Origin of the sequence: Pseudomonas sp. UBA4194 (genome assembly GCF_002379585.1) — a bacterium.
In the GTDB taxonomy this organism is placed as follows: Bacteria; Pseudomonadota; Gammaproteobacteria; order Pseudomonadales; family Pseudomonadaceae; genus Aquipseudomonas.
Genome location: NZ_DFUE01000089.1, coordinates 24,797 through 37,597, shown reverse-complemented (window position 1 = coordinate 37,597; position 12,801 = coordinate 24,797). Strand labels below are relative to the sequence as shown.

Here is a 12,801-nt window from a genome sequence, read left to right as displayed (position 1 = left end):
CGTTGCTACACCTGATGGGGAAGTGCGCGTACAATCGGCGCCTATCCCGTTCAGTTTCACGAAGGATTTCCCGGATGTTGCCCAGCCTTTCCGTCTTCACTCGCTGTCTGTCACTGGCGGCCGTCTTTGCGACGGGTCCGGCCATGGCGCTGGAGTTTGCGCTGCCACCGCCCGGTGAGGACATCATCGGCCAGGTGCAGACGCTCACCGCCAAGTACGAAGACACCTTCGCCGACATCGCCACAGCCAATGACCTGGGTTATCTGGAAATGGTCGCGGCCAACCCGGGGGTCGATCCCTGGCTGCCGGGTGCAGGCACGGAAATCGTGTTGCCCACGCGTTTCATTCTGCCGCCGGGCCCTCGCGAAGGCATTGTGATCAACCTGGCCGAGTATCGGATGTACTACTTCCCCAAGGGGCAGAATGTGGTGCGCACCTACCCATTGGGTATCGGTCGTGAAGGCTGGGGTTCGCCGATCGCAGTGACCAAGGTCGTGGCCAAGACGCCAAACCCGACCTGGACACCGCCGGCATCGATCAAAGCCGAACATGCCGCTGATGGCGACCCGCTGCCCAATGTGGTGCCGGCGGGCCCCGACAACCCGCTGGGGCCGTTCAAGTTCACCCTGGGGTTGCCGGGCTATCTGATTCACGGCTCGAACAAGCAGTTCGGGATCGGCATGCGTACCAGTCACGGGTGCTTCCGCATGTACAACAACAACGTGCTGGAGCTGGCCACCATGGTGCCCGTGGGAACCTCGGTGCGCATCCTCAATGAACCGTACAAATTCGGTGTGAGCGGCGGCAAGGTGTATCTCGAAGCCCATACGCCGCTGGACAACGAAGGCGATCCGGTGGCGGTCGACAAGCACACCGCTGTCATCAATGCGCTGCTCAAGCGCCAGGATCTGGCTAACAACCTGCAGATGAACTGGGACATGGTGCGTGACGTGGTGGCCGCCGAAGACGGCCTGCCGGTAGAAATCGCGGTGCCCAACGCACCGATGGTTTCCACGGCTCCGGCGGGCCTGCAGCAGCACTGATCGGCCTGGCAGGCGCCCATAAAAAAACCGACCCATGTGAATGGGTCGGTTTTTTTTTAACAGTCCCGAAAGACTATTACTTGCGGCTAGCCTTTTCGAGCATGCGCAGAGCGCGCTCGTTGGCTTCGTCGGCAGTCTGCTGAGCTTTCTGCGCGGCGGCCAGTGCTTCGTCGGCTTTGCGATAGGCTTCGTCAGCACGGGCTTGCGAACGAGCTGCTGCGTCTTCAGTTGCAGTCAGACGAGCTTCGGTTTCTTTGGATGCGCTGCTGCAACCGGTAGCCAGAACTGCGGCCAGGGCCAGAGCAGAGAATTTCAGAACGTTGTTCATCGTGTTCCCCTTCAAAGGACTTTCTATTTTAGTAGCCATCTCTCATGAATGAGAAACTAGCCGGCGTACATACTACCCATTACTTGTAGTAAGTAAACTGACGTTATGCAAGAAGCTTGAAAAAAACCAGCGGTCTAGACCGGCCCTGCGGCTGCCGTACTGCGCTCTGAAAAGTATTTGTCACGCAGACAGGGGTGGGCCTGCAGCCTGATCGGCCGAAGCGCGAAGTTCCAGTTTGTGCTGAACTAATACTGACTCGAAGTGTCACGCCACTTATTGGGCAACAGCGCGGCATGATGGCAGTGTAGGCGCCAATCGGAACAGCTTACGTCCAAATCAGCCGGCTTTTGGGGAGCGGTCGAGCAATCTCGGCGCCAGCGCCTATTCTTTATAGCGGACTGCGTTGATACACAATGGCGTTGCTGTTTCGCCTGTCGAAGTCATCATAGACTAGCGCAGTGGTTCCTTCGCCGTACAAACAACGGTAAGGTAGAGGTCATAATCCAAGACCCGCGAGGAGCTGCGATGAGCGAGGCGTTGTTGATCCACCACGACCAGGCCGGTCACCAGTTCGAAACCAATGTGGACGGCCATCGCGCCTACCTGACCTACATGGATCTGGGCAAGCAGACGCTGGACATCTACCGCACCTTCGTGCCCAACGCATTGCGCGGCCGCGGGATCGCTGCGGCACTCACCGAACAGGCGCTGGCCTATGCCGAGAGTCAGGGCTACACGGTGATTCCGTCATGCTCCTATGTGGAGCGCTATATGGAGCGGCATCAGCGGCGTGCCGCGAAGCTCTAGCGTCCGGTGCGAAGGGGCCCTCACCCCGGTTCCGGGGAGAGGGCGCTACTTCAGCGTGCCCGCTTGGGCAACACATCCTTGAGCTTGGCGTGCATGCTGCGCAGCGTTTTCTCGGTGCTCGTCCAGTCGATGCATGCATCGGTGATCGACACGCCGTACTGCAAGTCGGCCAGGTCTTTTGGAATCGACTGACAACCCCAGTTCAGGTGGCTTTCGACCATCAGGCCGATGATCGAGTTGTTGCCTTCCAGAATCTGATTGGCCACGTTCTCCATCACCAGGGGCTGCAGGGCAGGGTCCTTGTTGGAGTTGGCGTGGCTGCAGTCGACCATGATGTTGGCCTTGACCTTGGCTTTGTCCAGCGCCTGCTCGCACAGCGCCACCGAGACCGAGTCATAGTTGGGCTTGCCGTTGCCACCGCGCAGCACCACATGGCCATAGGCGTTGCCTTTGGTGGTGACGATCGAGACCCCGCCTTCCTGGTTGATGCCCAGGAAACGGTGAGGGCTTGAAACCGACTGCAGGGCGTTGATGGCGACGGTCAGGCCGCCGTCGGTGCCATTCTTGAAACCGACCGCCGAAGAAAGACCGGAAGCCATTTCCCGGTGAGTCTGGGATTCGGTGGTACGCGCGCCAATGGCCGACCAGCTGATCAGATCCTGCAGGTATTGCGGCGAGATCGGGTCCAGCGCTTCGGTCGCCGTCGGCAGGCCCATTTCGGCCAGGTCCAGTAACAGCTGGCGACCGATGTGCAGGCCATCCTGAATCTTGAAGGAGTCATCCAGGTAAGGGTCGTTGATCAGACCTTTCCAGCCCACGGTGGTACGCGGTTTCTCGAAATACACGCGCATTACCAGGTACAGCGTGTCACTGACCTCGGCAGCCAGTGCCTTGAGGCGCTCGGCGTACTCGTGGGCAGCCTTTATGTCGTGGATCGAGCAAGGCCCGATCACCACGAACAGACGGTGGTCCTTGCCATCCAGAATGTTGCGTACCACTTCCCGGCCTTGGGTCACGGTCTTGTGGGCAGCAGGGCTCAGCGGAATCTCTTTCTTGAGCTGGGCCGGAGTGATCAGGGTTTCGTTGGAAGCGACGTTAAGGTCGTCGATCGGTAAATCAGCCATCGTGTTACTCGTCAGGTCACGGGTGCCGGCCGCCAGCGAACCCCGCGCGACGGTGCACAGCATGATTATGAGCGGCGGGGAGCGGAACCTTATCGCGTTAGGGCGTTGGGAGACAATGGGTTTATGGCCGCAAACAGGGGCCGGCACGCTGATGGCTAGCTGCTATGTTTACAGAAGTCTCGGTAACAAAAGGAAATTATCGACACTGAATTGCGACACGGTTGGCGCTGCTAAGCTCAATCTTGACCTGCCGCGTTGGCAGCTTCGGAGGTCCGCATGATCCGTTCCATGCTGTACGCCACTGATCTGGGTCTTTATTCACCCTATGTCATGCAGCACGCCCTGGCGCTGGCAAGGAGCTTCAACGCCGAGCTGTATGTCATCCATGCCGTCGAACCCATGGGCCTGTTCGCCGAGTCGGTGCTGCAAAGCTACCTGGATGAGAGCGCCCTCGACCAATTGCACAGCCAGGGGCTGAATACGGTCATGGCCGGCATCGAGGACAAGGTGCTGGACAGTTTTCGCGACGATCTCGGCGACGGCGAGCAGGACCTTGCCCTGATTCGAGCCGTGCGCGTGGTGCAGGGCGATCCTGCCGAAGTCATTCTCGACCAGGCCCAGCGCCTGTCGGTCGATCTGTTGGTGCTCGGCAGTCACAGCCACGGTTCCAGCGCCGACATTCCCCTGGGTCGAACAGCGGCCCGGGTGCTGCAACTGGCCGCAGTGCCGGTGTATATGGTTCCCCTCACCGACCACAAGGGTCGGCCGAAACCCTGACTCTGCGATCTCTGGTTACTTTTCCTACACAGAATTATAAAAAGTTCTAGATTTATTGTTATTACCTTTAATATAGTTATAACAATTCGCCGATGACTGGCCGTCTTCCTGCTGTGAGGGACACCTATGAAGCTTCAACAACTGCGCTATATCTGGGAAGTCGCGCACCACGACCTCAACGTTTCCGCGACAGCGCAGAGCCTTTACACCTCTCAGCCAGGGATCAGCAAGCAGATCCGCCTGCTCGAAGACGAGCTGGGCGTCGAAGTGTTCGCCCGCAGCGGCAAGCACCTCACTCGCGTCACTCCAGCCGGTGAGCGGATCATCACCACGGCAGGGGAGATCCTGCGCAAGGTCGAAAGCATCAAGCAGATTGCCCAGGAGTTCTCCAACGAGAAAAAGGGCACATTGTCCATCGCCACCACCCACACCCAGGCGCGTTATGCCTTGCCGCCGGTGATCAGCAACTTCATCAAACAGTACCCCGACGTGGCCCTGCACATGCACCAGGGCTCGCCAATGCAGATCGCTGAAATGGCTGCCGACGGTACGGTGGATTTCGCCATTGCCACCGAGGCCCTGGAGCTGTTCGGCGATCTGATCATGATGCCGTGCTACCGCTGGAACCGCTGCATCGCCGTGCCCCAGGGGCATCCACTGACCAAGATCCCGAAGCTGACCCTCGAAGCCTTGGCCGAATACCCGATCGTGACTTATGTATTTGGCTTCACCGGGCGATCCAAGCTGGACGAGGCGTTCTCGCGCCGCGGCCTGGCGCCCAAGGTGGTGTTCACCGCCGCCGACGCCGACGTGATCAAGACTTACGTGCGCCTGGGACTGGGCGTTGGCATCGTCGCCAAGATGGCGGTGGACGCCAAGCTCGACAACGATCTGGTGGTGATCGACGCCGACCATCTGTTCGAGTCGAGCGTGACCAAGATCGGCTTCCGCCGTGGGACATTCCTGCGTGGCTTCATGTGCGACTTCATCGAGAAATTCGCCCCGCACCTGACGCGCGAGGTCATGGCCAAGGCGATCCAGTGTCACAACAAGCAGGAGCTGGAAGCGCTGTTCGAAGGGGTCGAGCTACCGGTGCATTGACAGATACTCCGGGGGGCTTTGGGGTGTGGGCTGTTCACAAAACGCCCCCCCGCTAGGTCCCAGGCCTCATCCCTTCCCGATCAAGTTCCCCGCGTGCAATCCGCATTCCTTCTGCGTCGCCTCTTCCCACCACCAGCGCCCTTCGCGCTCATGCTGGTTGGGTAGCACGGGCCGCGTGCACGGTTCACAACCGATGCTGATGAAACCACGCTCGTGAAGGCTGTTGTACGGCAGCTCCAGCATGCGAATGTAGCCCCAGATCTCTTCGCTGGTCATCTGCGCGAGCGGGTTGAACTTGTACAGGGTTCGCTCAGGCGTGGAAAACGCGCCGTCCACTTCCAGCGCGGCCACCTGGCTGCGGGTGCCGGGGCTCTGGTCGCGGCGCTGGCCGGTGGCCCAGGCGCTTACGCCTGACAGTTTGCGCCGCAGTGGCTCGATCTTGCGGATACCGCAGCATTCGCCGTGGCCGTCGCGGTAAAAGCTGAACAAGCCCTTTTCCTTGACGAAGGGTTCGAGCTTGCTGTTGTCCGGTGAAATCAGCTCGATCTGGATCTTGTAGTGCTCCCGAACCTGATCGATGAAGCGATAGGTTTCCGGGTGCAGGCGCCCGGTGTCCAGGCTGAACACCTTGACGTTCTTGTTCAGTTTCCAGGCCATGTCCACCAGCACCACGTCTTCTGCACCGCTGAAGGATATCCAGAGGTCATCGCCAAAGTGCGCGAAGGCTAGCTTGAGAATGTCCTGGGCGGACTTGTTCGCGTAGGTCGCCGCGAGTTCAGCGACGTCGAAAGGTTGGCTCATCAGGCGGCTTCCTGGTCAAAGTGGCGCTTTGGCGCTCATAGGTGGGCAATGGTAACAAAAAGTGCCAGGCAATATGGCGCTGGCGCCCCCGCTACAAGGCTGCAAGGGTATCCATCAGCACCTTGACCTTGAAGATCGACTCTTCATGCTCGGCCTGCCACTGGGAGTCGGCCACGATCGCGCCACCGCCCCAGCAGCTCACTTGATCATCCTTGACCAGCAGGGTACGGATGGCGATCGAGCTGTCCATGCGGCCGCGCACATCCACATACAGCAACGAGCCGCAGTAGATGGACCGCTGGGTAGGCTCGACTTCGTCGATGATCTGCATCGAGCGGATTTTCGGCGCGCCGGTGATCGAGCCGCCGGGAAAGCTGCTGGCGATCAGGTCCAGGCAGTCTTTGCCGATGTCCAGCTCGCCAGTCACTGCGCTGACCAGATGGTGCACGTTAGGGTAGCTTTCCAGGGCGAACAGCTCCGGTACCCGTACTGAACCGATGCGGCAACTTCGACCCAGGTCATTGCGCAGCAGATCGACGATCATCAGGTTTTCCGAGCGGTCTTTGGCGCTGGACAGCAACGCCTGGGCGTTGGCGGCGTCCCTTGCCGGGTCGGTACTGCGTGGGCGTGTGCCCTTGATCGGTCGGGTTTCTACCTGCCCGTCGCTGACCTGAATGAAGCGTTCCGGAGAAAAGCTCAAGATGGCACCGCCATCGGCCAGTGCCACATAGCCTGAAAACGGCGTCGAGCATGCCGCGCGCACGGCTTGGTAGGCCGTCCACGGATCACCCTCGCAGGTTGCCCGGAAACGCTGGGTCAAGTTGACCTGGTAGCAGTCCCCGGCCTGAATGTACTGCTGGATGCGTTCGAAGGCCGCGCGGTACTGGGCTGGGGTCTGGTCGGCAGCCATAGGCGTCTTGAGCTTGAAGATGTTCGGTACGTCCTCGACCGTCGCGCTGAACAGGTCTATCAGGCGCTGGCGCTGCGACGTTTCCAGGCAGGGGTGAAACATCAGCTGGCTGGTCTGGCGCTGGTGATCGCTGATCAGTGCCCATGCGTACAGGCCCAGGCTCGCGTCGGGCACGTGCAGGTCGTCGACGTTGGGCTCGGGCAGCCGTTCCAGGCGCCGACCGAAATCGTAACCAAGGTAACCGATCAATCCTCCCGCGAACGGCAGTTCGCAATCGGCCGGCAGTTGCGCCGCGCCCAGGCGGGCGAGGGCAGTGCGGGCCCGCTGCAGGTACGCTTCGCCGGTATCGGCAGCGGCACTACGGAAAGTGTCCAGCGGCCAGGCACTCATCAGGTCGAAACGCCCGCGCTCGGCGATGGGTCGGGCGCTGTCCAGCAGGACTGCGCCGGGCGCGTGACGGATCGCGGCGAAATACCCGGTGGGATCGGCCAGGTAGGGCAGGGGGTGCAGCGTGCAGGTCGGCATGGGGAATCGGATGGCCAATGGCGGGGGAGCGATTGTAATGCAAGGACCGGTGGATGTGGTGGGGGTGTCGGCGACTACGCCACCGTGACCGGCACATGCCCGAACAGGCCCTGAGCAAAGCGCATCCGCTCCTCGGCCGTTTCCACCAAACCCTCGGCGGCCAATGCTTCCAGGTGTTTTTCCACGGCTTGAGTGCGCAGGGTCAGTCCGCAGTCGTTGGCGATCTGGATGTTGAGGCCAGGCCGTGCGTTGAGCTCCAGGATCAACGGTCCCTTCTCCTGATCCAGCACCATGTCCACGCCAATGTAGCCCAGGCCGCAGAGCTCGTAGCAACCGGCAGCCAGGCGCATGAATCCGTCCCAATTGGGCAGTTGCACGCCGTCTACGGCATTGGTGGTGTCAGGGTGCTTGCTGATGATGTTGTTCAGCCAGGTGCCGCGCAGGGTGACGCCGGTGGCCAGGTCCACGCCGACGCCGATGGCGCCCTGGTGCAGGTTGGCCTTGCCCCCGGACTGGCGCGTCGGCAGGCGCAGCATGGCCATGACCGGATAGCCCATCAGCACGATGATGCGAATGTCCGGTACGCCTTCGTAGCTGATGCTTTTGAAGATCTGGTCGGGAATCACCCGGTATTCGATCAGCGCCCGGTCGCGGTGCCCGCCCAGGGAATAGAGGCCGGTGAGGATGCTGGAAATCTGATGCTCGATGTCTTCGCGGCTGATGATCTTGCCGGACACCGTGCGAAATCGCTCCTCGAACCGATCCGCCACCACCAGAATACCGTCGCCGCCAGCGCCTTGCGCGGGTTTGATCACGAAGTCGCTGCGTGCGCCGATGATCTCGTCGAGTTTGTCGATCTCTTTCTCGGTGGAGATCACCCCGAACATTTCCGGCACATGGATGCCGGCGGCGATGGCCCGTTCCTTGGTGATGATCTTGTCATCGACGATGGGGTAGAGGCTGCGTCGGTTGTACTTGAGCACATAGTCGGCGTTGCGCCGATTGATGCCCATGATGCCGCGGGCCTCGAGCGCCTTCCAGGTTTTCCAGAGGCCGAACATCAGGAGTCGGCCTGCTTGACGAAGGCCTTGAAGCGCATCAGCTCGGTCAGGCGGTAGCCGCGATAGCGACCCATGGCCAGCATGAAGCCCACCAGGATCAGCAGGATCGCCGGGAAGGTAAAGACGAAGTACACCAACTCCGGCACGCTCATCAGCAAGTGCGCCAGGGAGGCCGCGAACAGGGTACCGATGGCGACTTTCATGGCATGGCCGCCGCCGCGCTCTTCCCAGGTGATGGACAGTCGCTCGATGGTCATGGTCAGGATCACCATCGGGAACAGCGCCACCGACAGTCCGCGTTCCAGCCCCAGCTTGTGGCTGAACAGGCTGATCGCGGCGATCAGCACCACCACGAACGTCAGCACCACCGACAGGCGCGGCAGCATCTGCAATTTCAGGTGCTCCAGGTAGGAGCGCAGGGACAGGCCCAGGGCGGTGATGACGGTGAACAGGATGATGCCGAAGCCCAATTGCGTTTCGCGAAAGGCCAGGGCGATCAATACCGGCGTGAAGGTGCCCAGGGTCTGGATGCCGATCAGGTTGCGCAGGATCAGAATCACCAGCACGCCGATGGGGATCATCACCATGATCATGAAGGTCTGCTGGGTCTGCAGCGGCAGGCCGTACAGGCTGTACTCCAGGAAATCGGCGTCGGTGTTTTCGTCGGTCAGCTTGGCCAGGCGGATGGCATTCATTTCGCTGTTGTTGAGGGTGAAGGTCACCGCCGCTTTCTTGCCGCCATCAACGGTGATCAGGCTTTCGTCGCCGGTCCACCACAGCAGGCGATCACTGGGCAGGCCCTGCTCGCCGGTGTCCGGGTTGAAATACAGCCAGTCATTGCCGTTGAAGCTGCGCAGCCACAACTCCGGGCTTTGTGGCTGGTCAGCCACCAGGCGCACGGTGTGCACCTTCTCCATGGGCACGTGGGCGATCGACAGCAACAGATCGATGATGCGCGCCTTGTGCACGGTCGAGGTGTCACCGGCCAGCAGCAGCTTGACGTTGTCGTCGGCCAGGTTGTTGACGCGCTTGATGGTTTCGCTGACAAAGGTCTCGACGTCCGCCGAGTGCTGGCGAATCGGCGCCAGCAATGCTTCGGCGGCAATCTTTTCCGGGCCTTCCACCGCCAGGCTGTCGCGGAAGATCGGACCTTTGATCTTGATTTTCTCGCCGCTGTAGCGTTTGGTCAGGACCAGTCGGTAGTACAGCGTCTGGTTGCCCGAGGCACGCCGCGCCGACCAGGTGACCTTGCGGTTGCCATCGATGCGGTTGACGCTGACGCCATAGTTGTTGGAAATGAAGCTCTCGTTGAGGCTGACATAGTCACGGCTCAATGGCGGCACGAACATCTGGATCTTGACCGGGTCCTTGGCGCTGGCGACGAACTCGACTTTGGCGTCGATATTCCACAGGTCGTCAGTCTCGTCTTCGGTCACCGGAATTCCCAGTACCAGGATCTGGTACGCAGTGATGGCGATCCCCAGCGTCACCAGCACGGCGATCAGGATTTTCAGGTGGAGGGTGAGCGAACGCATTCGGATTACTCTGCGGTGTTAGCGACAGTGGCGCAGGCAGGTTTGCCGGCAGCGTATTTGATACTGGGGTCGACCAGCGCATCGAAGCGCGTCAAGGCGTCGGAGCCGATCAACAGGGGATATTCGAACGCGCTGCGGTCGGTCAGGTTGACTTCCACCGTGCGCAGCGCCTGGCCCATGCACACATCGAGTTCGATCACAGGCCTTGAAGTGTAGTGCTTGCCTTCGTCGGGGTCGTAGTCGCCGGCGCGGCGCTTGATCTTGCTGACCCGTGCCAGTGGCCGTTCGATGGGGTGGGAGTGGGCGGCATCGATGGCCAGGTAGAACCGCACCCATGACTCGCCGTTGCGATTGAAGCGCTTGATGTCGCGAGCACTGAGCGAAGCGGTCTTGGCGCCGGTGTCGAGCTTGGCGGCGACCTCCAGGTCGATGTCCGCCAGCTGGGCGTACTCATTCAAGCCGTAGGTGGTCTTGTCGGCGGCCAGGCTCAGGCTGGGAACGAAGAGCAGGCCGAGCAGGCGGTGAAGGGGCTTGAGTGTCATGGAGTGTTGTTATGGGTACCGATAAAAGGCACAGCGGCAGGTAAGTAGCGCTGCGCGGGGCCTTGCATGAAAGCGCGGCATTCTAGCATGCTGTTTTATTGGCGCCAGCCGCACGCGGCAGGGGCGTGGGGTTGGATGGTTTTTGCGGGCAATAGTTCGCTGGTAGGCCATGGATGTGAGTTGTTTTTACTGACCCCATCGCGGGCAGAGCCCGCTCCCACAGGGTCCGGCACGCAGTGTGGGAGCGGGCTCTGCCCGCGATGCGGCCCGTACGGGCACCGCGCCCCTCACTGACACACCTTCACCTCCCACGCGCTCGTATGTGCCTGCAATGTCTGGATCACCAGATCGCTGAGCCCCGGTGGTGCCAGCAGCACCGCCAGGGTTTCCGGCCCGGTCACCGACAGATTCATCGGAAAGGTCAGGGCGCGGCCGGCGTTGGCACCTTGGCGGATGGCGTACTGGATGTGGTTGCGCTCGATAACCACCGGTTCCAGGATCAGCTCCTCCAGGGGGTGGTGATCACCATCGGTGACGGTGAGGTTGTTGCCGACGCTGACCTCGCCGACCAGATGCAGGCGCTCATCGATGGCAAAGGCGCTGATGATGCGACGCTGGCTGTGGGGCGAGCCTTTGTGAATCTGCAGCTGATTGACGATATTCACGCAGGCGTCGTCGGGTATGTCCTGGGTGACCACGCACGAGGGCCCGATGAACACGTTGTCGCCGACCCTGATCGGGCCTAGCACCTTCACCCCCGCGCCGATTTCCACGTTGTTGCCCAGGGTGGGATGACGCTTGCCGCCCGGGTTGTTGGCAATGCCCCTGGCGCCCAACGTCACCCCTCCCAGAATGTAGCAGTCATCGCCCAGGCGGCAGGTCTCGCCGATGACCGTGCCGTAGCCATGGTCCAGCACAAAGCGCTGGCCAATGATCGCGGCAGGATGGATCTCGGCACCCGACAGCAGCTTGCCGCGGTTGCTCAGCTTCTGCGCCATGGCCATGCGCTTGGGGCCAGGCAAGGCTTCAAGTCCCAACAGCAAATGGGCCAGGCGATAGAACAGCACGGCGTTGAACGCTGCATAGCAGGTCAGAATGACGTCCACCCGGCCCTTGGACGCCGGGTCGCGGGCGGCGTAGGCGAACAAGTCGCCCGTCAGACGTTCGCTTGCCTGGTCGATGACCGGGTCAACATGACGTTCCAGCATCGCCAATTCCGCGAGGCTCAAGGTCTGGCGCAGATGCTGATGCAGTTGATCCCGCAGTTGGGCGACATCGAGGAGACATTGCATGGTGAAATCCCGGTAGTGATCAATCGAAATAGGAGAGGTACGATTCCACGCCGTCGTAGACCATGGTCAGCACACAGGCATCCCTGGGCAGCTCGCCGGCCAGCTTGCTGATGGCGACGAAATTGGCCGCCGAGGAAATGCCGACGCTGATGCCCTCGTGCGCCATGATCTGGCGGGCCATGGCCAGGCATTCGTCCAGCGACACCTTGACCATGCCGTGCAGCACATCGGGATTCAGGTTGGCGGGAATCAGGCCGATCGACAGGCCCTGGATGCGATGGGGCGCGTGCTGGTTCTTGAACAGGTCGCACTCCTGCGGCTCGACACCGAACACCCGCAGCTGCGGCCACTGCGCACGCAGGGTTTCACCGATGCCGGTGATATGGCCGCCGGTACCGATGCCGCCAACGAAACATTCCACAGGGCGCTCGGCAAAGCTTTCGATGATCTCCAGGGCGGTGGTCAGGCGATGAGTCTGCGGGTTGGCCGGGTTGCGCTGCTGATTGAGCATCACGTAGGACGGGTTTTCCAAGGCCATTTCCATGGCCATCTCGCCATGGGAATTGTTGCCGCGGCGGCTGTTGGAGAGCACCACCTGGGCACCGAACAAGCGCAGCAGCTTCTGTTTTTCCGGACTGTAGTTGTCCGGGATCACCAGCAGCACCTTGTAGCCCAGGACGTTGGCGGCCATCGCCAGACCCATGCCGGTGTTGCCGCCGCTCGGTTCGAGAATGGTCTGCTGACTGCCGCGCACCAGAATGCCGCGGCGCTCGGCCTCCAGGATCATGCCCAGGGCGATGCGGGCCTTGTGACTGCCGCCCGGATTCAGCGACTCCAGCTTGGCGTGGATGCTCAGCCCAAGCTGCGCGGACAGCCATGGCAGACGTACCACGGGGGTGGCGCCGATGACATCCAGGATCGTGTCTTTGATCGCATAAGCAGTGGTCATGGTGGC

13 protein-coding genes are annotated in these 12,801 nt (G+C 61.2%); 4 read left to right on the top strand and 9 right to left on the bottom strand.

Features of this window, described 5'->3' with window-relative positions; genetic code table 11:
• Positions 1-74: 74 nt before the first annotated feature.
• A complete protein-coding gene (locus B3397_RS21935) occupies positions 75-1,043 on the top strand; it encodes a L,D-transpeptidase family protein (RefSeq protein ID WP_296254018.1) in 969 nt (322 codons plus the stop codon).
• 76 nt (positions 1,044-1,119) lie between these two features.
• Here the strand turns inward: B3397_RS21935 and oprI are convergent, their stop codons facing one another.
• On the bottom strand, positions 1,120-1,371 hold the full coding sequence (gene oprI, locus B3397_RS21930; RefSeq protein WP_003183784.1) for an outer membrane lipoprotei OprI: 252 nt from the start codon (positions 1,369-1,371) through the stop codon (positions 1,120-1,122).
• 525 nt (positions 1,372-1,896) lie between these two features.
• Here oprI and B3397_RS21925 point away from each other — a divergent pair.
• Positions 1,897-2,178, top strand: a complete 282-nt coding sequence (locus B3397_RS21925; protein WP_349679038.1) for a GNAT family N-acetyltransferase — start codon at positions 1,897-1,899, stop codon at positions 2,176-2,178.
• 50 nt (positions 2,179-2,228) lie between these two features.
• Here B3397_RS21925 and B3397_RS21920 read toward each other — a convergent pair whose 3' ends face one another.
• The gene (locus tag B3397_RS21920) at positions 2,229-3,302 is read right to left on the bottom strand and encodes a 3-deoxy-7-phosphoheptulonate synthase (protein WP_296254017.1); all 1,074 of its coding nucleotides are present in this window, start codon (positions 3,300-3,302) and stop codon (positions 2,229-2,231) included.
• A 276-nt stretch (positions 3,303-3,578) separates the two neighbouring features.
• Here B3397_RS21920 and B3397_RS21915 point away from each other — a divergent pair, with 276 nt between their 5' ends.
• Together B3397_RS21915 and cysB are read left to right on the top strand one after the other, a co-directional pair.
• On the top strand, positions 3,579-4,079 hold the full coding sequence (locus B3397_RS21915; protein WP_296254016.1) for a universal stress protein: 501 nt from the start codon (positions 3,579-3,581) through the stop codon (positions 4,077-4,079).
• 126 nt (positions 4,080-4,205) lie between these two features.
• The gene (gene cysB / locus B3397_RS21910; protein WP_296254015.1) at positions 4,206-5,180 is read left to right on the top strand and encodes an HTH-type transcriptional regulator CysB; all 975 of its coding nucleotides are present in this window, start codon (positions 4,206-4,208) and stop codon (positions 5,178-5,180) included.
• A 66-nt stretch (positions 5,181-5,246) separates the two neighbouring features.
• On the opposite strand, the gene B3397_RS21905 is transcribed toward cysB, so the two are convergent.
• The 7 genes from B3397_RS21905 to B3397_RS21875 form a co-directional block, all read right to left on the bottom strand.
• Entirely contained in the window at positions 5,247-5,981 is a 735-nt protein-coding gene (locus tag B3397_RS21905) for a phosphoadenylyl-sulfate reductase (RefSeq protein ID WP_296254014.1), read from the bottom strand.
• 91 nt (positions 5,982-6,072) lie between these two features.
• Positions 6,073-7,416: an aminodeoxychorismate synthase component I gene (pabB, locus tag B3397_RS21900; RefSeq protein ID WP_296254013.1), complete on the bottom strand. Its 1,344-nt coding sequence runs from the start codon at positions 7,414-7,416 to the stop codon at positions 6,073-6,075.
• A 74-nt stretch (positions 7,417-7,490) separates the two neighbouring features.
• A complete protein-coding gene (locus tag B3397_RS21895) occupies positions 7,491-8,477 on the bottom strand; it encodes an alpha-L-glutamate ligase-like protein (RefSeq protein WP_296254012.1) in 987 nt (328 codons plus the stop codon).
• Positions 8,477-10,012 (bottom strand): inactive transglutaminase family protein, encoded by a 1,536-nt coding sequence (locus B3397_RS21890; protein ID WP_296254011.1) that lies wholly within the window; start codon positions 10,010-10,012, stop codon positions 8,477-8,479. Before B3397_RS21890 ends, B3397_RS21895 begins: the two co-directional genes overlap by 1 nt.
• Before the next feature lie 5 nt (positions 10,013-10,017).
• Positions 10,018-10,554 carry an ATP-dependent zinc protease gene (locus tag B3397_RS21885; protein ID WP_296254010.1) on the bottom strand — a complete coding sequence of 179 codons (537 nt, stop codon included), beginning with the start codon at positions 10,552-10,554 and terminating at the stop codon, positions 10,018-10,020.
• 287 nt (positions 10,555-10,841) lie between these two features.
• On the bottom strand, positions 10,842-11,846 hold the full coding sequence (locus tag B3397_RS21880) for a serine O-acetyltransferase (protein WP_296254009.1): 1,005 nt from the start codon (positions 11,844-11,846) through the stop codon (positions 10,842-10,844).
• Between the two features lie 19 nt (positions 11,847-11,865).
• On the bottom strand, positions 11,866-12,795 hold the full coding sequence (locus tag B3397_RS21875; protein WP_296254008.1) for a PLP-dependent cysteine synthase family protein: 930 nt from the start codon (positions 12,793-12,795) through the stop codon (positions 11,866-11,868).
• Positions 12,796-12,801 lie beyond the last annotated feature (6 nt).